Genomic DNA, 21486 nt, shown 5'->3' with positions numbered 1-21486 from the left:
AAAGCTTACCAGTTTGTAAAAATTAGTATATCCATCCACGGCAGTTTACACATACTGTAATTCCATGGTAACTTGTCTAACAGTATATCTTGCGCTTTTCTTTCTATAGTAATACTAGGATTATCTTTGGTTAAATCTAATTTTCCAGCCCTTTGTATAAATTCATTTCTAATAAGATCTGGAGATGATTTTTTAAGTACTTCCCAGTTTTGGGTTACTGCTTTTAATAATTCTTCTGCCTTTTCTTTTAGTTCTTCTGATAGCGTAATATTTCTAGGAATTGAATGATTTATAGGAACATTACATAAAAACTTCTCAAAGACTAAATTACTTTCAACTTGCTTTTCTCTTTTTGTTGCGACATAGTGTAATAAGTGAACTGCTTGAATTGGTTTTATTATTTTATTTTCTTCGTTTAGAAAATTACACGAATTAAAAAACTGTTTTAAAAATGGATGAATTAAAATTAGTCCAGCATTATCAACAAAATATGAAGTGTTTTGATTTACAACACCTGTTTTATTTTTAATTATTTGACTATTTAATTCATTAAATGATTCTTGAGTTTTTATTCTGTTGTCAACTATTAACTCCTTTTCTTTATTATTTTTTGAGAATCTATTTACCTCTAATCCTTTTGCTCTTTCATCTGTATTTTTAAGAGAAGTATTATCTTTACTTATTTCGTTTTCTCTTTCTAAAACTTCCTTATCACTTTTTTCTGAGTGAATTTTAACATCTTTAGCTACTACATAAGATTCATTATCTTCACTTTTTTCATTTGTAAATTTATTACCTAACTCTTCTTTGTTCGTTTTAATAATTTGATTTTGAAAGACGTTTTCTTTACTTAGCTTATCTCCTATTAGATTTAGTTTTTTATTATTCGTTTCTTCTATCTTTTTTTCTTTCGTTATTCTTAATTTTTCTTTTTCAATAAAAGCTTCCTTACTTTCGCTATCTGTTAGTTTATTTTCAGTTCCTTTTTCTAATTCTTGCTCAACAAAATCACGAATTTCTTTTTCTCCTTTAATGTTATTCTTTACCTTTTTAAGTTCTTCAGTAGTTATTCTTTTTTCATTTACTTTTTGATACTCCTTTCGTTCTAAGCTTCTTTGAGCTGTTTTTAGCGCTAAAAATTCCTGTTGTTCTGAAGTCCCCTCTTCCTGTTCTTTAATTGAATCCTGTTTATTCTTTTTCAAAAAAATTTCTTTCTCTTTCGTTATATTTTTTGGAGTATTTATGTCTTTTCCTTTTTGAAAAATATTTTTTTCACCCGCCTTTTCTCTTAATTTATTTTTGCTCAAACTAACAGAAATTCTTTTTTCGTTTTCTACTTTTTCTTTTAATTCAGGTAATGCTTCATAAAAAAGTTCTAGAATATATTCTAGCTTACTTTCTCCTTTATAATTTTGAATATTTTCACTAACTTTCTCTTGTAACTGTGTATATTTTTCTTTGAACTCAGTATTTTCTTTACTTTTAGCTGTTAGTTGAGTACTATCCTTTTTAATAGCAGTAATTATTTTAAGAAAATCTTTTACCAGAACTCCTTCAATAACACAAAACCATATATTTTTTCTTTTTTCTTCTGATTGTATTTTAGCATTAGAAATAGTTGATAATATTTCTTTCAAGCCTTTTGATTTGTTTAAAATCCCTAAAAACAATAGCTGAAGTTCATCATCAAAAAATTGATTTATTAATCGTTGTTTTATCTTATTATTTCGAATAGCTTTTAAAAATTGCGTCTCAAAGTTTTCATTTTCGGTAATTTCAAATAATATTTTTCTAGAAAAAACAGCCTTACCGTCGATATTACTCCACCAAGGAAGTGTTCCGTTTTCTAAAAAATAAAAAAATGTATTTAGGTTAGATTTTGATACAGTTAATGAATTAACTTTTACATCATGTGCTGTTGGCTTATCTAAAACTATCTTTAATTGCTCTAAAATTTGCTGTTTTACTTCTTGTTGTGCTGTTTTAAAATTTAAAACGCTATTTCTGTTAGATAAATTAACTTCTAATGTTAGTTTTGATATTTGTTGAATAACTTCTTCTGAACTTAATTTTAATGAATTAAAATACTTTTCAATTTGCGGAAACACTTCTTCTTTTAAAAAAGTTTCAATTGAATTTTTATATTCTTCTGCTACTTTTTTACTTTTTGTATTTACCTCAACAAATACTTTATTGATTGTATGCTCTTCACCTGTTATCATAATTTAGACACTAGGTTTTCGTTAATAAAGTTTGTTACAAGTACTGATTTAATAACTTTTGCACATCGTTCTAAAAATGTTTTTAAAGACATTACTTCTGGTAATGAATCTTTGACATCTACTATAATTCTAATTTCTTTGTATTCTCCTAAATCATCATTAATCGTATCTAAGATGTTTTTAATTCTAGAAGTTATATTCTTTTCATCTAATTCTAAACTCTCTATATCTTGACAATGGAGTATACCAATGAACAATTTTACTTGAGCTCTGTAATATTTTTTAAGAACCTCACTATTAAGGTCTTTCTTTAACAAACTTGATGTTTGATCTAATAAGATTAAAAACAGTTTCTCTAACCCTGAGTTCTTTGAACCATTTAAGAAAATTGGCAATTCTTTAAGTACAGTAGCATATAAATTTTTAGTTGGTACTACGACTCCCTCAACAACTTCTCTTATTTCTGAATTATTTGAATCTAAAATTTTATCTTCTTCCTTAAAAGTATCTTGTTCTGACAACAAAAAGGTTGCTACTTTTTCTTCACATGTCTTTCCTCCTTGACTCCTAAAAACTTCTATTATTCTTGTCTCAGTATGATCTCCACAATCACTAAATACAGTTAACGAAACCTTAATAAATTCTTCATCAAAAGTACTTAAATCTTCTACTATTGTAGTTTTTTCTGTTGTTGGTTTTTTATCTAATCCATTAATCGTCCAAACATATTCTTTACCATCTTCTGAAATATTTACAAGTGTTAGTTTTCTTGTTTTTTCATTAAAACTATCTGTAAAATTGGCTTTCGATTTTTCTATTAAATTAATTGTTTTAGTGACAAAAGTTCCTGGAATACTAAAAATTATAGCTCCTGCACTGTTTAATCCTGATTTACTAGAACTAAATTCCCATACTTTTTCATCTTCATTAAATGTTACATTTCCGCCAGTTAATTGAGTTCCTTCAATTTTTGGTTCTATGGTTATTTTATGAAGCTTGTCATCTAAACATAACTCATCTTCTAATCCGTTAATTGTAAACTTTGGAAAAGGAATTGTTTTAGTAAAATTTGCTGTTGAAGAACAACCACTCTCATCAAAAATAGTTAGTACTATTTTAAATGTATTTTCTCTACCTTCTTTAATTAATAACTGAGGAGTAAATAATTCAGCGCTAGCGTCTATATTATTAATATTCCATTCATATTTTAATCCACTAGGTTTAATTCCATCAGGTAATATCGCTTCAAATGCGCCTTCATAAAATAATTGTCCTTCTTTCCAAACAAACCTCGATTCATTTCTTTCAGAAATAGCAATTTGTTTCACCTCACGTATTATAATTCTTGCATTGGTTGTTTGCCCATTTTCTAAAAACACTATAGTTTGATCAAAGGCTCTAAATAATGCTACATCTATTACTAATTCTTCTCCTTCAATTTTCACTCCTTTTATAACATCTCCTAAAAGTGTAATAACTCCATTAACGTTAGAAAACTTAATTCTAGCAATCTTTTCTGTTGTAAAGTCTAAACAATAACTTGGCTGAATATCTAATTCCGATGGTGTAAACGTGTCAAAAATTATTGTTTTTATTGCTATTGTTTTTTTACATGAGCCTAATGAAACTTCTAAGGTTGGGTTTATTTCATTTTTTAAGTCATCTATTGGTAATGTATAACTTTCAATAACTCTATTATTCACAGGAGTTCGTTGTACTTTTGTACCATCTCCTATAAAATCCCAATTATAAGTAATTGAATTAAAGAAATCAGTATTTACAAACTCTGAGTCTTTCCAATTTAAAATATAAGTAACTCTAGCAAGGCTTTTGTCTGCATTATACTCAATAGGCTCTTCTACATTAATAAATAATTCTAATGCTGGGTATACGATAAGTTCACAGTTCGTAGGTTGATCATTTACGGTGAATTTTATTGTTTTCCCTAATTCACTTTTAGCGATTTTAGTAACATCTACTTTATACTTATTGTCTTCTTCGTCTTTAAAAACTCCAGATTCTATTCCTTGAGGTAAATCAGCTTTGACTTCTCCGTCTTGTGGTTTAACTGTAAAAACAAGAGGTTCAATTACTGTATCTTTTTTCAAACAAATTACAGTTTCTGGTAAACTTAAAAAAGGTGGTTCTTTTGGTATAATAAAGTTTATTGGTGAACAGTCAGAACAACACATATATGGTAAAGAAAAATCTGCTATTACCGTATTTCTTAGTGTTGCATTATCTACAATCACTTTACTTTCATCAAAAAACAATCTTTTATTACTCCCTAAAATAGCAGGATTATAAATTTGGAAAAAATACTCATCTTTAGGTACTAGATGATCTTTTATTCTTATTTTCATCCCTACTGACCTTAACTTATCATCAAACATTATTTCTTCTCCTGCCTGAATAACTTCAGAGACTCCTGCTCTTTCCCAAGTTTTATTCAAAAATTTCGTGAAATTCATAACAGTTTCTGCTAATGTTTTCCCTACTTCAACAACATTTTCATTCTGAAAATTTATCTTATCAAAATTTGTAAACCCTTTCTTTATAAAAGTAAATTCTGTACTCACTTTTTCATTCCAAAGCTTAAGAACACCTCCATTTCTATACGAAAATTTATTAATTGTTCTTCCCAGAAACAAGCTTCCTTTTTCTCTTTCCTTTTCTTTTTCAAACTCAAAATCTTCTTTCCCTGTGATTGGTTGTTGTTGAAAAACAAGATCTAAAACTACATCATTAAATGTGTTTTTATCAGCAGTATTCTCAGTTACATATACCATTACAAAAGTTCCTCCAGGTACAACTCCTGCTTTATGTTCTAACCCTGGATGCTCTTTTACAAATTTAGAAAATTGTATTTTTTCTAAAATTTTCTTCTTTCTTTTATCAATTTCTTCAAGTAATGTTTCTAATTTTTTTCCTGAGCAACAAACAATCGATAATTGGTTTACAAGTAGTCCTAGTATCTGTTTGGTTGTTAATTTTAAAGATGTGCTATTATAGCGAGCTTGCAATTTTTTAACTTGTTTGCACAACTGTTCAATCGTTAATTTATAACTCATTAAAACTGTGTGATCAATATCTCTTATGTTCGACGGGACTTTAGTATCTAAAATATAAGCATGTACTAATGTTTCTATGATATCTGTTAAAATAAAATCGGTAAGAACTGGTTCTTCTTTCCATATTTCTTTATCTCTAATAGCTTCAGTTTCTTTATTTACCTCTAGAATAATATCACTTGCCGATCCTTTTTTGTTTTTCTCAAAAACTTGTGCTATTAAAAAGCCTAAAGAATCTTTGTTCTTAGTTAAGCTGTCTTTTACAATGTTTTTTTCTTCTAAAAAACGACTGTATTCTTTTACTTTCTCACCATATCTTGTAACTTCCTGATAGCCTGATCTTGATAACTCTTTCATACTACGCATAGGCTCTTTACCCATTGGTACTGAACTTGTAAGAACATCAGCAGTTTTGCCTTTGTTCTTTTTATAATCGAGTTTATCTACTTCTGAATTAGCTTTAGGGTCTGTTAATTTAAATGCTGAAAAGGTTTTACTTACTTCTGATAGAATACAATTTTGTTCTGCTCTCCACGCATTCAAAAGCATTTTTAAATCTTCAAATTCACACTCATAGTTATTTATGTTTATATGTAAATCTGTAGCGTTAATTGAAAGTGTTTTAACATCAAAACTTAATCCGTTATCTTTTTTAAGCTTTTGTATTTTTTCCAAAGCTTCTCGATACATTTTGCCTTGATGGCCTTCAATTCTATAAAAATCATTTTTATCAATGTTGTATGATAATGGTTTTCGAATTGCTAACGCTGATGATAATTTATCTTTGTGGTAGCTTAGGTTTTGATTTTCTGTATAATTTTTTGTTTTATTAAAATCCCATTTATTTAAAAACTCTGAGGAAACATTATAATAAAAAGGAATTGCTTTATCACTTAATAAAGTATGTGCACGCGAAGGTGTTATAATAATTTCTTCTGATTTTTCTTTTCCAATATAATTGTTAACTATTGCAATAGCTCTATCTATTAGAAGCTGTACTTTTTGAAGGTTTTCATTCTCATGACCTATAATAGCCGATTTATAAAAACGATGACGTAATTCTGGATATGCTATAGTTTGTTTTAGTTTACCAAGCATTATATGTTTTGGAAATGCTCCTATATTTGGGCAACAGTTTACGTTTATATGTAGTAGTAATTCTTTTATCTCGTTATAGGTATCTATTAAATCTTTTAAAACATCATATCTGTATTGAAAATCTAACGGAATAGCTAAGGGACTATAATTTAACAATGCTTCTATTTTTGCTAAAATTGAAGGTTTTTGAAATTTCTCTAGCAATATATCATAGCCTGAAATTAAATCTACCCTAATACTTTCATCTTTAACAACAACATCAAACTGTGCTTTTAATGCCGAAAACGTTTTTGTATTCCCCTCACTTAACACAACTCTTTTTGCTTCTACGACTGGTAAAATATTATTAATTTTATACCAATTATGATCTGAAAAAATTTTGTCTTTAGACGCTATTGCTTCCAAATCGTTACTGTCTACAAGTAATACTCGTAAATTGTTTATTTGCTCTATACCTTGGTTATCGCATGATAGTTTATTACATAATACATCTTCTTTAGAATACTGTTCTAAGTACAACAAAACAGCCATTTTTTGTATGTCTTTAAAACTTGCCAAATCGGTATGTGATTCATTTTCGTTAGCATGTAACTCCCATAATTTAAACTGCTTCTCTTGTGAGTTTAAAAAACGAGGGTATTGCCCTTTATCATCTTCAAATTTCTTAAAGTATGAAAATGTCTTAGAAGTTAAATTCTCTGCTATTAAATCAAAAAACTGAACTAAATCTCCATCTGTTGTAACTGCGGTTCCTTGGGTAATTTCAATACTTTTAACCGCTGTTTTATCAACATTAAATTGAGGTGTTACTTTAAAACCACAAACAAGACCAACACCACTTAAACCTAACCTTGATAAACGATCTTGATCATCAAAATAATCAATAAATGCATTTAATTGTTTTTCAGTTAATACTTGATTTGCATTAAACCGACTGTATTCTGTTGTTATATTATTTAGTTTTAGTTTAGTTTCCATACGTATTAATTTTTGGCAGTGTTAATTGATAAACACGTACTATTTTTTATGTCTTTATTATTTTATTTTCTGTATCTATACTTCCTATACTCGATTGTCCTAAAATTATCCTTCCGTCTAAAGCTTCATCTTCTGCACTACAATCTGTTAATCTTCCCGCAGGATAAATCGTATTTAATTCATGCATTGCAGTCATTAAATTTTGTAGCTCATTATTTACTACAGGTTGTTTTTGTTCTAACACCGTTTTAGCAAACAGGTATTCTTTATACCTTTTTTCGAACCTCAACAAATCATTTTCATTTTTATTTGCAACTTCTTTTCTGTCTCCTACCCAACATATTCTTGGTAGTATATGCGCGGGTAATTCTTGCCTTATTACATCTTCCATATAGCGTCTAAAATCAGGGTTTGAAAAACGATACGTATACCCAGGTAATACAATACTTACTCTATATGAATATGGATCTATGGTTCCACAATCTTCACAATCATCTGCGCAAATCGGTAAAAAGTTTCCTGAATAATTATTAGTAACATCTGGTCGTAATAGCATGTGCTCTACCAAAAACATTCCTTCTTCTGTAAACTCTTTTTTCATAAAAGTGATTGTTTTTAACAATGCCTTTTTTAAATCATTAAGAGTAGTGTAATACGTGTATTGCTTAGCTATAATATAATCAGGACTACTTTCTTGTTTTTCAGGATTAATAACATCAAAAGAGTATTTTACTGGAATTGAAGGTTTTGATGGAGTTGATTTATGTATTCTTATAAATCCTATGATAGTTTCGTCTTTAATATTGTTTTTAAAAGCTTCTTCTATTTCGTTTTCACTTGTTTGTACAATTTGGAGTACCGCAAAGTATAATTCTCTTGTAGCAAGTGCTACTTTATGGTAATTTTCTGTTGCCGATAACACAGTGTTTCCATCATTATCTTTTAATCTCCATCTGTATACTTTTTTGTTATTACTATCTAATAAATCGTATACTTCAACATTTGCTTCTGTTAAATGCCTTCTTTTCTCATTTGTAATCCCCATTAAACGGGCTATACGTTTCTGAAAACCAGAAACATTATTGGTATCCCATAAATTCTCTTCAGATTCTTTATAGTTAAATGCGAGCCCTCTATTACTACTAATTACCTTGTAATCTTTTAAAAAGGCTTCTTTGTTTGATAATACAATTTCATCGGTAGCAGTTCCGTACAATGCTTTCATTAAAAAAGTATATTCTCCAAATCTTTCGGCAAAACGGGCTAATAAATGATCTAAAATGGAATTTCTTCTTTCAATATTATTATCAAACTGACTTAATAATAATTTTGTTAGTTCTGTATCGTTTGATTCGGGATATTCATTTACAATATCTTTAAAGTCTTTAATATCTTTAACTGCTTGTGTAAAGTAGGTTCGCTTTTCTTGTCCGCTAACAGATAACAGTGTTTTTACTTCTGATAAGTGTTTGAAATAAGTTGCTAAAATTTGATCAAAAAAAGTTAAGTATCCTTTTAATTGTTTTGCTTTTGATTTTCGTTCGTTTGTAACATGAACCGACAATCCTTCTTGACCAATTCCATAAGTATCTGGAAAATCATTTTGAATAGTAGTATATTCATTGGTGTTTATTTCATTTCCATCAGGTAATGATATATCCTTCTCTTCTTCTTTTATTTCTTGAACTTCATCTTTTTTTATTTGTAGTAAATACGCATCTGTTCTATCGTAGTTTAAATTTAGCGGCAGAAATCCTTTACTAAAATTAAAAGTTCTCTTATCGCATAATACTGGTTTTTTACCTTCATCTATACAAACTACCCATTTATTATCTTGTGTTATCGTTTTATCACAAAACCCTACAGATATATCTTTAATCAATTTTACACCTTTAACATTCATTATAATTTTCATAATGTCAGATAAACGTACTTCTTTTCTTAGCGTTGCTTCCTTAAGTTCTTTGGTATCAATAAATCCGTTTTTTAATACAGGCCCATCAAATATTTCATCGGTAGTGTACTCTTTGTCTAGCATTTGCTGAACAGAATAACGTTTTAAAGAGGGTGATAAATAATTTTCTATCTCAAATAAAATAGTAGCATATATCCATTCTTCATCTGCTTCAGGCATAACATCTACATTAGCACAAATGGCGATTGGTTGTTCTTCTACTTGCTTTACCTCAATTAAATCTTCACATAAATTTCTATTCTTGTGATATGCTGTTTTAATATCAGAAAATACTTCTTCTCCGTAGCTTTCTTCAAGGTCTACCAATAAAGTGTACAATCCTTTTAATTTAAAATCTTTTTGAAACTCCGGTAAAATGTTATTAAACTTTTTATAAGCTAGCTTATTATTTTTACAATCTACATATACTGGTTTTTCATAAATTCTTAACCAGCAATTCTTTACTCCATCTATGTCAATAAATAATTTTCTATAATCTAGCTCGTTTACTGGTTTTGATGGAAATATTTCAGAAGCTTTATAAAACTGCGCTTGTAATGATAAATCAGGTTCTTTAGATGCTAATAAATCCTCTAAAGGTGTATTCATTCGCATTCCTAAATCGGTAATTGCATAACACAGCATCTCTAAAATAGTTACTCCTGGATCGTGCGAATTAAAGTCAGTCCATAATTTACCGCCTAAGTTTTCTAGGTATGATATTCCTTCTTTTCTTAAAAAAGAAAAATCTAAATCATCATTTGTTGTTATATTTTTAGGAATACTTATAGGTTTGTTTATAACTGACATATCTGTTCTATAACTTTTTTAGTTCCTTTACAGGTAGTTAATACTGTGCTTACCGTATGTGTTTTTGCGGATACTATTATTGATTTTGGATTGCTAGGCATTATTTTATAAATGTTAGTATCTCCATTCATTTTTACATTTTGTAAATAATCTATATAGGGTAGTTTTTCTATATAATCAATCAATATGCTTTTATGTAATGCAATACCAAAGGTTACTTCTTTTGTTTCATCGTAAGCCCATGGTGACAAAAATTTTGTGATATCTGATTTTAATTGTTCTGTATAAAAATTATCATCAAAACCTTCATAAAAACTAGCTTCTAAACCAATACTTATTTCTTCATAATTCGGATTCACTACTTCAGCATTTACATGCAAAGTGTTTAATGAGTTTATATACTTGGTTATACTATTTAAAGTTGCTTTGCTTACTCTTGGTTGATAAATATCAAACACATTTTTATTTACGGTATCTGGTACTACTACAATTGTAACGTGACCTGCTGCTGTAAAACTCGTTTTTGAAGTATGGTTTAAACATTTCACTTTATAAATTTCTGGAAATTTTTGGAGGATTAAATGCTCGTAATCCCAAAGTGTTATTGCCCTATTTTTATGACGTAAACGTTCACTTATTCTTCGGTAAAAGTTCTCATCAGACTCTTCAGTACTTCCTCCAAAGGCATTATAAGGTTGTGATAATGATTTAATTTGTGGTATACGAGTTACCATCTTCTTTATAGTACTACTGGCTAGTCCATTTTTTAAATGACTTACCTCATTATCATTATTTTTAAAGGTCGCGACAACAGCTTGTGCATGAATATTAATAACTTTACATACTGCATCAAATGATTTATTCATTTGAACTTTTATCCAGATATATCCTGCTGGTAATAATGTATTATCTATACTAGCCTCTTTTGGTATAGAAATCTTAATAATTCCTGATTTTAAAAAATTATCTGTATTATTAGAAATAATATCATTTTCAAGACTTTTCCATTTATTTTTACATAAAATAGACCAGTTTACTTTTTCATTTCCTTTAAAACTTTCGACTTCTGGATTTTCACTTCCTTCAAGAACTTGAATTAATAGAGATAGATTTTGCTGAGATTCAATATTTTCTATTCCTAAAAACAAATGTCCGCCTAAACAGTATTTTGGCACTAAAAAAGTTTGAATAGTATCTTTATCAAAAATATCTATGATGTTCTTTTCTGTTTGTAAGTGTTTTTTTTCTGCGTAATTTTCTTCATGTTCTCCGAATGGATGATTATGAAAGAGTTGAATGCGATTATCATCTCTATTTACCCCAGACATCAAAATAGTTTCTTCAGCAACATAATCAACAGTTAATGTTTCCACCAAAGGTGTGTATGCTTCATTTGGAAGATTAATTTCTTTATCTCCCGAACTAACTGCTAAAGCATATAAACGAGCATATAATCCATGTAAAAAAGACCGTTCTAATGTTAATTGCAAAGCTCCTGCTTTATCAACTTCATAAGTATTACTTGAATTTACGGCTGTGTAATTCCCTGTATAAAAAATTTCTTCAGTATCTCCATCCTCAACAACGTTTCTGGTAAATAAACTTACAATCTCTCCAACAGTTTCTTTTGTTTCTCCCGCTACATGTAACATTCTATTCTTTACTTGAAAATATTTTTCATCAGTAACGAGTAGACTTCTATCATCTATATCTTTTTTAAGTTCGACTGCGTATGTAGAGATTGAAGAGTAGCTTGTTGATTTTAAATATGCTTGACACCAAATTTTAAAATCTTCGGGAACATTTTTCCAACGTAAATTAACCGTAAAATCTTTCCATTTTTTAGAAAAAGCTTCTTCATAATTTACACTAAAATTAGAACCTTCGGTAGGGCGAGTTGTAAAAGGGTGAAAAGGTTTTTTAGTTTTTATGAGCCCATTATCATTTTCAACTTTTAATGATTTAACTCCTTTAACAACTGTTTTTATGGTAATCTCATTTACAGTGTTACTTGCTAAAAATCTATAAAAATTATATCCAGTATCATTAGAAATATCAAAAATAAAACGAACTAATGGATGTGTTGTTTTGTGTTTTTTTAAGAGAAATTCTTCTTTATAATTTACTATTGCACCTGAATCATACCCTAAGAAAAATGTGAAAATTATTTGATTAGAAACGTCTAAATTACCATCATTAGCATTGTTAATTGCGATTAAAGTAGGTTCAATCCACTTTTCTTCTCCACTTCCGTACAGTTTTAAATTTTCAATAAGTGTATCAACTTTAAAAGATTCTTTTTCAAAATCAGCATCAAACTTAATAGTTATTGTTACTGTTCTTTCTCCTTCTTGAAGTAATAACATAGGAGAAGCAATACTAAAACCTACTTCAGCATCTTGTAACTCATCTACATTTTTTCCTTTAGAAGGATATCCGAAAGGATACCAATACGGTTCATCAGCAAGAAGTGGTTCTTCTAGACCATCTTTTGTATTGGCTACATGACTTGCTTTAATCTTTTTTAAATTATCAGAATTGTTATTGTAAATAGTTTTTATTGCTCCAACTGAAGCTTTATTTACAATTAATTCTTCGTTCGTTTTATAATTTAAAGGTTTTCCTAAAGCATCTTTTTTTGCATCTAGTAAAGTATCCTCTTTAATTTGTTGATTGGTGATTTTCTTGGCTAATTCAAAAATTACATGAGCTTGATCTGGAATTGCCTCTTTCTTATCAACTTGAAGAATTTCTTTGTAATAAAAATCTAAATGACGTTTGGTTAATTTATTAAATCGCTCTTTTGAAAACTCTAACAGTTTTAAAAAACAAACAAATAAGGTTAAATGCGGAGAGAGTTTAGCTTCTTTTGTAAAATCGTTAAGTGTTTTAGCGATGTCCTCTTTTAGTTTTCCATATTCTCGTGTACCTCTAAACGGAACTTCTGATGTTATTAATTTCTTAAAAAAAAGCTGCCAATCACTAGAAGCAACCTCATGGTTTTCTTTAGAGAAATAATTTAATTTTTCTGCAAAACTATATGCAAATAAAATCCAATCTTCTATAGTAAAATCATGAAGTTCGAAATTTTCAGGATCTAAAGCTTTTATCATACGTTGCTCTTGTCCTGTTCCGTTTCGTTGTAATATATTAGGAATGATTTTACTCATGGTTTGTTTAATTTATATCGGTTCCTTCTCCTTTATAAAAAGGAAACACCACATTCGTTCTACTATTCGTAGCTCTAACTCTATATTCAATTTTTATAACTAACATTCCTTCTAAAGGGTCTGTTTCTGAAACATCAATGTGAATTACATCTATTCTTGGTTCATGATATAAAATTGCAGTTGCAATCAATTCTTTTGCGTAGGTTATCAGCGTTCTATCTAATCGTTCAAAAAGCAACTCTTGTAGATTACAACCATAATTAGGTAATAGTACTCGTTCACCCAATCGGGTAGTTAATAATATTTCTAAACTACTTTTAATATCTTCTTCATCAGATATCATTACTACTTCATTCAAGTCTTCTGAAAACTCTGGAGGAAACCCCCATCCTATTCCTAAAAAAGCTTTTTTATTTTCCATCGTTAACTATCCTATTAATACTGTTGGTTCTCCAAGTACTATAGTACCTCCGTGTGAAGTACTATCACCCATTCTTGCTGCTGGTAATCCTCCTATTAAAACTGTTCCAGAACCTGCTACAATACTATCTGGTGGTCCAACACAAACTGCCATATCTCCAACTCTTGCTGCTGGTAAACCTCCTATTAAAACTGTAGGTTCTCCTGCTGGTAAAATTGGACCTCCTACATGAGGTACTGGTCCTGTTGTCATCGGACAAACATGCATATCTGTAATTCTTGCTGCTGGACTCCCCATATTTTTAATTTATTTGAACTAATGAGCCTTTTAAAACGGCTATTGCACTTGTTGACATTTCTGCCCCAGCACTACCTTCCGCCTTAAACTCTGCATTCGCTGTTAAACTTATATTGGTTCCTTCAATAGTAACATCTCCTGAAGCTTTTAAGGAAATATCTCCTGCGCTTTCCATTGCTATTCCATCACTGTTTATAGTAATTACATTTGAGTTGTCATCTTCAATAGTAATAGCTCCCTTATCTTCATCAAGAGAAATAATTTTTCCTGCTGGTGTTTCAATGGTAATTATCTTTTTATCATCATCAAATAGCACTTTCATTTCGCTTCTGGTAATAATTCCTTTTTCATGATTATCATCTGTAGCAGTAATTGGTGAGGGTTTTGCACTACTATGCAACATTCCTAAAACAATGGCGTCATTAGGGTCTTGATTGATAAATCCTACAATAACTTCATCTCCAATCTCTGGACGAAAGAAAATCCCCCTATTTTCTCCTGCATCTGGTGAAGCTACTCTGCACCAAATACCTTCTTCTTCATTATTGATGATTGGAATTTGGACTAAAATTCTATCTTCTCCGTCAGGATCTTCTTCTAATTGAGAAACAATACCTACTTGTAATCCTTGAATGGCAGGTAATAACCCAGAAGCTGGTTTTGCAGAGATCTCAAAAGTTTCAGAAAACCATTCTGTTGACAATCCAAATTGTGCATTTGACACCCAATTTCCTTCTGAAATAACATGTTGAACACCTGTCACATAAACATTACCATTAAATCGGTCGCCAACTCCTTCTAGTTTTAAAATTGTATTTGGTTTTACTGATGGTATTCCTTGAAATTTTACTCTACCTCTTACTTTTGCTAATTGTTGAAATAACCATTTTGCATCTGCCCAATCTTGTAATTCGGTATCTGTAACAACACCTCCATGTCTTAATTCTAAACTTTCTAAACCTATCGTTTTATTTAAATCTGAAACTGATAAATTTCCATTTAAATCAACATTTGGATCTTTTCCTTCAACTTCAACCAATTCTTGATCAGCATGATTCCAACTATATGCTGCTACTTTTTTAATTTGATGACGAGCATCTATTTCTGCATCAAAATCTAATAAAGAACCTCCAAAGGTTACTGTTTCTATTTCTGATTGCCCAACATCTGGTTTAGCGATCGTAATCGTTCCATCATCTACAAAGCACAATTTTCCATTAGCTTGTGCCCTTGAAACTACAAAGTCCCAATCTGATGCGTTATACTGAACTAATTCAGGATGAGAATAATTTGTTGATTCTACTTCTTTAGATAATCCATATTCGCCTATAATTTCTTCAAAAATGTCGCTATCCGTACTTTCGTAGAAGTATTTACTCTTTCTACCTATCGTCATTTTTACAGCTTCATCTTTACATTCAATAACCAATTGTGCTGAATCAGCTCGTATTCTTAAATTATGCTTGATAACAATTCCTTTAAATATAGTTTCTTCATCTGAATGATAACCAGCAGTAACTTCAACTTCTTTCCCAGGAATTAATAAATCTTCGTTACTTAATTTAAAATCTCTTTTAGAAGCGTCTCCATCAATCAAAACAATTTGAGCAGTTGGTACTTTGTTTACTTCTTTAGAAACAGTAATACTTTTAACTTCATATAGTTTTGATAACTCCTCTCCTTCAATAAGGATTTTAAAAGTGACTAAATCGGCACTTTTTGAAGTTTGTATAGTTCCTGTGCTATTCATTTAGGCGAATTTTTGTAATGGTGGAAAAAATATTTCTTTTCCTGGTTTTAATTTTCTGAATTGCATTATTTTATTTACACGAGCAACTTCTAAATAATATTTAGAATCTCCATAAATACGATAACACATTAATGCTAAAGTGTCTCCTGCTTTTACTTTACGATAGTGTGTTAAATCTGGCGATTGATTATTTTCTTTTGCTACTCGTAAATCATCATCAATAGTTCCTTTTACTTTTAGCTTTGCATTGGCTCGTAACGGAGTTCCATCTGCAGCAAATAATCTATATTCTATTGAAAGATCAACTAAAGAGCCTTTAAAAAGTAAAGCCCCCCATTTAATCATTAAGTAATTGGGTTTATGTTCTTCTCCTTTATATTCAAAAACAATTCTCTTGAAGGCTTCTATTTTATCAATGATTCCGTTTGTTAAATCACCTTTTCCGTCAATTACTCCACTACTGTCAAATAATAAATCTAAATCTAGTTCTTGAGGCGGAATTTTAGTAAACTTCGGTTGAGAACCACTTGTTCCTTGTCCTTGAACTTCAGTATACTCAGGTTTATAAGCAATCATATACTTCTCTGGGTTTACCAGTGTTGTAAATTCTCCATTGGCTACCTCATCATTAAACTTATCATCTTTATAAGCTTTTATGACTAACTTTTTTAACTGTCCTTGACTCATTATCGTTGTTTTTGTCTTTCAAGAATATCCATTACTTCTTCAACACAAGTGGCAACTATAGCAGCTGTATTATGACTAGATACTCCACTAGTTTGCCCTTGTATTTCAGACTTTTCATCTACATTTATTTTAATATGTAATTCTTTAATAGTAATTGGCATAATTAAACGACTTTAAAATAATTATAGGTTAGCTCAAGAGTTTCTATTACTAGTTTACTTTCTTCAGCATTAAAATCACCAACATTCCATTTTACAGGGTATGCATGAACAATATTCCAAGTTTGAATGGCTTGTTTATCTTCTCCGAGCAACATTACATTTATGTTTACTGGTTGAATTTCAAAGTTTTCTAATGCTTTTTTACACCATTTTATGACTTCTGAATTCACCAATGCTCCTCTTTTTAAAACTAAGTTTGGGTATTTTGATCGTACTGGTATTTTATGCTTAAACCTGTTTTCTCCTCCTTCCGCAATTTCTTCAGTTTCGAGGTCTACTGAAAGCCCCGAAACTGATTGAAATGAGTTATCTCCTTCTGATGATGAAATCGTTTCAAACTCTACTTTAAAACTAAAGCCTACTGGTGGATGATAACTAGTCATTAACTTATCATTGTTAATTTTTCATGAACCCATTCAGCAGTTTCAATTGCTATTTCATTACCATCAGCTTTTAAATCTGTTGGAGTTACTTTTGTGATGTAAGCATTTTGAGCTTTCCATGTTACTGATGGGTCTCCGTTTTCATCTAGTAAAATAATGGTTAAATCTCCTCTAAACTGCTCCCCTCCTTCTTGGAAATAAACTGTTTTTGCCCATTGTTCGTAAAACTGTTTACTTTTATCGGCAAATACCCCCCTCTTTACAGTAATATTAGGATATTCAAATAGCCCTGGTTGTTTAGATTTATGATATTCACTATCTGCTCCTCCACGATATTCAATCATTTTATTTTCAAAAGTCAATCCCGATACTTCGGTGCAATTAAACTTTGTGTCTCCGAAAGCTACCTCAAAGGAAAACTTTGGAAGTGGATATAATTCTGCCATGATTTTTTATTTTATTTTTATTAAGTTTTATTTAGCGTATTAATTATGCTTCTTGCATTTTATGTGAGAATTTTAAAATGATAAATTCTGCTGGACGAACAACTGCCATTCCAATTTCAATAATCATATTTCCTTCTAAAATATCTTGTGCAGTCATTGTTTCACCTAAACCAATGTTTACATAAAAAGCTTTTTCTGGTGTTGGTCCTGCTAATGCTCCTGCTCTCCATTGTTGTGTTAAGAAATTATCTATCATTGCTTTTACACGAATCCAAGTATTTTTATCATTGGGCTCAAAAACAAATTGTTCAGTAGCTTTTTTAATCGACTCTTCAGCCATGTTAAAAAATCTTCTTACTGAAATATATCTCCATTCATTATCGTTCCCTGCAAGAGTTCTTGCTCCCCATACTAAGTTTCCTTTCCCCACAAAAGTTCTAATTGCATTTATAGATTTTCCTGAGTTAACATCTACATTAAGATTTTGCTGATCTTCATGAGAAACTTGTACTGTCGGTTCTATAACATAAGTAAGGCCAACATTTGCAGGCGCTTTCCAAACACCTCTATCTGAATCTACTCGCGCATATACTCCTGCAATAGCACTACTTGGAGGTAATTCTAATGGTAAATTAGCTATTTCAGTTAAAATTAAATTGTATGTTTCATTATCTGAACTTTCAATACTAGTTAAGTTTCTACCATGTAATTCACCATTATTGGTATCTAAATCAATATTCTGAGCTCCCACTGCAGCTTCATCTATTATCGATGCCTTTAATACATTCAAGGATATTTCTATACCATCAAAAATTGTTACATCCCCTTTAGTTACAGGTGTTATTTCTGCTGGTGATGCTGGAAAAGTAATAGTTATTAACTTGTTTATTTCATTAACAATGTTTGACGTGTTATTTTCGACAACATTTTTAATTTTTGTATCATTACCGCCATCAATGAATGTTTTTAAGTTTTCCGTTAACTTAGTTAACTCTTCAAATACAGACTCTACCTTATCAGCTCCTTCAAATAATAAATTAAAGGCTGCCAACTGATTTTTAATATCAGTAACATCCGCAGCTGCTACTAACTCATCTTCTAAAGCTGAAATTGCTGCATTTGCTTCAATGTTTGCTTTGGTTTTAACCGAAATTAGTGCTTCAAAATCATTCAATAAGCTTACTAAATTCCCATGTAATGTTAATGATCGTGCTCCTGTATAATTTTTAAGTTCAGTGTTTCTTTCTTCTAGATTAAACCCTTCTTTTCCTCCTGTATTTATATTGTATAAATAGTTAACGATGTCTGCTAAAGATCCTGTTAAATCAGTTAGTCCTGATTTGTCTGAGATTGCTGTAATTGGTAAAGCGACATTCAGCGCATTTACATTCGTTGTTATTACTACTTTTGCTTGAGGATCTGCTTCATTAACATGCTTGATAACCATTGAATTTTTATCAAACTTATAATCTAAAATAGTTTTTAAATGAGGGTAATAAACTGCTCCATATTTTAAATAGTCCTTTCCTAACCCTATTTCAGTTCTTAAAGTCCCAATATTAGGATCTGTAGGGCTAGTAGCGTCATAAGCTCTAGTATCAATAATTGTAAAACGATCTTGTAATTCTTTACATTGCTTTAATGCTAATTCATAAAGGTCATAGAATGTTGTATCAGATGAAATTGCTGTTGCATCAGGAAACAAAATTAATGTCGGCTCATCTACTTTTCTAACATCATTTAACCCTTGAGTAAAATGGTTCATTAAATCAATATCATTAACATTAGTAATTTTAACATCACTTGTATCTAAATCAACTCCATACCTACCTACCGAAACTATATAACAAGGTCCACCTCCATTTGCAAAATACATTTGCATAGAATAATACATTAAAAAAGGTTCTCTATCTGATGGTTGATCAACCACAATACCTCTTTTTAAAGCACCATTAACTTTTTTATCAGTAACTTTTACTTGAATAGTTGTTTCTGCTTTAGCTCCTCCAAAATAAGTTTCATATTCTAACATTGAAGTAATACGGGTAGGTTTACCTTTTAAATCTCCCTTCACTTTATTGGTTGCTTTTTCAGTATAACCTATAAAGGCTGGAATTGCTGTTTCTACTTGAGCTACTGATGGTGGAAATTTTACAATTTCTTCAATGTAGACTCCTGGTGTTTTGTAAGCTGACATAATTATTAATTTTAGTTTTTATTATATAAATATTTCTGAATAGTAATCTTGATTATTGGAATCTAGCGTAATACTTTCTACTGTTGGGTTTGGTAAAAAAACCGAGTTTATAGGTTGTGGTGTTACAGCTGTTTTACTAATTTCTACTTTACCATTTTTGGTTAAAGGTTGTTTCGTATTTGTAGTCATTTTTAAACTTTTTGATATTTGGTTGTACCTCCAAAAAGTTTTTCTATTTTCTATATATATCTGAAAAGTTGGTGCTTCTTTTAGCAAACAGTTTTTATTAATATCAAAATTGTTCGTTTCAATATTTTTCACCATTACATTTTCAGTTAAATTCGAATTATTATCACCTAAAACTTTTAACCGAACAACACCAATAATCCCTTTATTTTTAAGTTTTTTTATACTTGAATTTAAATTTTCTATTATTTCAGATTCGTCAATATTTAATGAAATATTATTATCTATTTTAGTCTCAATAGCATTTATCTTATCTGAATCTATATCAGCAATTGTTACTCTTTTTGGTGCAATACTGTTTGCTTCATTTTCTTTTTCCAATTCATATACCAATCTTCTAGATTCTCTTTCTGTTATTAAGAAAGAACTCCATTCTTCAATGTTTCCATTAGAATCAAAAACATTTGTAGCTGTTGTTGAAATATTAGATAAATTATAAAGCTGATTGCTTTTCTTTTCTACAATGTCTGTATAGTTTTCAAAATACGTGTCTGTTACTCTAACAAAAAAAGTAAGTATTAAATCATCTGGTAATTCAATAAATGGACAATATCTTTCTATTTCACTACCATTCTCTTTTGCTATTTCTTTTTGTGATGTTACAAGAATTCTTATTCCTTTTGAATCATCCCTAACCATTAACCTAAAATTATTTATTACACTTAAAGTAGTTCTAGTAGATATTATTTCTAAAAAATTAGTACTCTTATAAACCTTTTCTGCCTCTTCTTTTTCTTTATCATTTAACTCATTCGTAAGATTATTTGGGTTATGATATTTTTTAATTCCGCTATCAAGAAAATAAGCGTGTAATAGGTTTATATTTAAAAGTGTTTTATAGATCATTAGTTATTGATTGTTGCGTTTTTATTCATCTCAGAAATAACAGCTCCTTCTTTTGTTACTGCATCTCTTTCAATTTCTAATAATGTTATTTTATAAAGTACTGATGGGTTTTGTTTTCCTCCTAAAGTTCCCCATATAAAGTTTAACTCCTCAAAACTTGGCGTATAGAGTTCTGTAATAAACTTAAAACTCTTAATATTCTCAGAACCTTCAACTTTATCATAATTACTATTTGCTTGTGTAAAGACTTTTTTACCTTGAAAAAAAGCGATTACTTTAGTCAAACTTTTTAATGATTCTGTATAACTGGATTTATTAAGGCTAAAGAGCACAAATAAGTTTAAATAAATTTTTGAATTTTTATAAGAAACAGCAGTTCCTCTTACTAAATTATTACGTGTGTTTTTTAAAGCAAATTCTTCTTGAAGGTTAATTAACGACAATGATATTTCGGGAAAACTACCCGATGAATTTCCTTCTGAATTGGCATCAGCTATATTTGCCAACGCTACTTCATTTCCTTCGAGATAATCATTTAACTCTTCTGTAATAATCTGTAGTATTTCGTAAATCACTTATAGTTATTATTGGTTATATTAACTGTAATCCGAATAAACAGAATTCGAATATATTGTAAAATTAACCGTAACAACTCAAAGAACTAGCAATGAAAATCTCCTTTAAATAAG

General features: G+C 29.8%; 14 protein-coding genes. All 14 read right to left on the bottom strand.

Annotation, left to right across the window (positions count from 1 at the left end; all coding sequences use genetic code 11):
• Positions 1-5 precede the first annotated feature (5 nt).
• The 14 genes from CXF68_RS06205 to CXF68_RS06145 are packed head-to-tail and all read right to left on the bottom strand — an operon-like array spanning position 6 to position 21372.
• The gene (locus tag CXF68_RS06205) at positions 6-2222 is read right to left on the bottom strand and encodes a contractile injection system tape measure protein (RefSeq protein ID WP_101043466.1); all 2217 of its coding nucleotides are present in this window, start codon (positions 2220-2222) and stop codon (positions 6-8) included.
• Positions 2219-7369, bottom strand: coding sequence for a hypothetical protein (locus CXF68_RS06200; protein WP_101043465.1), 5151 nt, complete (start codon positions 7367-7369; stop codon positions 2219-2221). The genes CXF68_RS06205 and CXF68_RS06200 overlap by 4 nt, the downstream gene beginning before the upstream one ends.
• 46 nt (positions 7370-7415) lie before the next feature.
• Complete coding sequence (locus CXF68_RS06195) at positions 7416-10133, bottom strand: hypothetical protein (protein WP_101043464.1); 2718 nt, start codon at positions 10131-10133, stop codon at positions 7416-7418.
• On the bottom strand, positions 10121-13303 hold the full coding sequence (locus CXF68_RS06190; protein WP_101043463.1) for a baseplate J/gp47 family protein: 3183 nt from the start codon (positions 13301-13303) through the stop codon (positions 10121-10123). Before CXF68_RS06190 ends, CXF68_RS06195 begins: the two co-directional genes overlap by 13 nt.
• 7 nt (positions 13304-13310) lie before the next feature.
• Positions 13311-13724, bottom strand: coding sequence for a GPW/gp25 family protein (locus CXF68_RS06185; protein ID WP_101043462.1), 414 nt, complete (start codon positions 13722-13724; stop codon positions 13311-13313).
• A 6-nt stretch (positions 13725-13730) separates the two neighbouring features.
• Positions 13731-14021: a PAAR domain-containing protein gene (locus tag CXF68_RS06180; RefSeq protein WP_101043461.1), complete on the bottom strand. Its 291-nt coding sequence runs from the start codon at positions 14019-14021 to the stop codon at positions 13731-13733.
• Between the two features lie 4 nt (positions 14022-14025).
• A complete protein-coding gene (gene vgrG / locus CXF68_RS06175; RefSeq protein ID WP_101043460.1) occupies positions 14026-15771 on the bottom strand; it encodes a type VI secretion system tip protein VgrG in 1746 nt (581 codons plus the stop codon).
• Entirely contained in the window at positions 15772-16458 is a 687-nt protein-coding gene (locus tag CXF68_RS06170; RefSeq protein WP_101043459.1) for a hypothetical protein, read from the bottom strand.
• A complete protein-coding gene (locus tag CXF68_RS20800) occupies positions 16458-16619 on the bottom strand; it encodes a DUF5908 family protein (RefSeq protein WP_198553761.1) in 162 nt (53 codons plus the stop codon). Before CXF68_RS20800 ends, CXF68_RS06170 begins: the two co-directional genes overlap by 1 nt.
• A gap of 2 nt (positions 16620-16621) precedes the next feature.
• Entirely contained in the window at positions 16622-17062 is a 441-nt protein-coding gene (locus CXF68_RS06165; protein WP_028887244.1) for a phage tail protein, read from the bottom strand.
• Positions 17062-17508 carry a phage tail protein gene (locus tag CXF68_RS06160; RefSeq protein WP_101043458.1) on the bottom strand — a complete coding sequence of 149 codons (447 nt, stop codon included), beginning with the start codon at positions 17506-17508 and terminating at the stop codon, positions 17062-17064. Before CXF68_RS06160 ends, CXF68_RS06165 begins: the two co-directional genes overlap by 1 nt.
• A 43-nt stretch (positions 17509-17551) precedes the next feature.
• Positions 17552-19705: a phage tail sheath C-terminal domain-containing protein gene (locus CXF68_RS06155; protein ID WP_232771617.1), complete on the bottom strand. Its 2154-nt coding sequence runs from the start codon at positions 19703-19705 to the stop codon at positions 17552-17554.
• Between the two features lie 21 nt (positions 19706-19726).
• On the bottom strand, positions 19727-20797 hold the full coding sequence (locus tag CXF68_RS06150; protein WP_101043456.1) for a hypothetical protein: 1071 nt from the start codon (positions 20795-20797) through the stop codon (positions 19727-19729).
• Positions 20797-21372, bottom strand: a complete 576-nt coding sequence (locus tag CXF68_RS06145) for a DUF4255 domain-containing protein (protein ID WP_101043455.1) — start codon at positions 21370-21372, stop codon at positions 20797-20799. Before CXF68_RS06145 ends, CXF68_RS06150 begins: the two co-directional genes overlap by 1 nt.
• Positions 21373-21486: the final 114 nt, after the last annotated feature.

The sequence above is a fragment of the Tenacibaculum sp. Bg11-29 genome, assembly GCF_002836595.1.
GTDB lineage: Bacteria > Bacteroidota > Bacteroidia > Flavobacteriales > Flavobacteriaceae > Polaribacter.
Note: the sequence above shows the minus strand (reverse complement) of the source record. Positions and strands in the feature narration are given on the sequence as shown.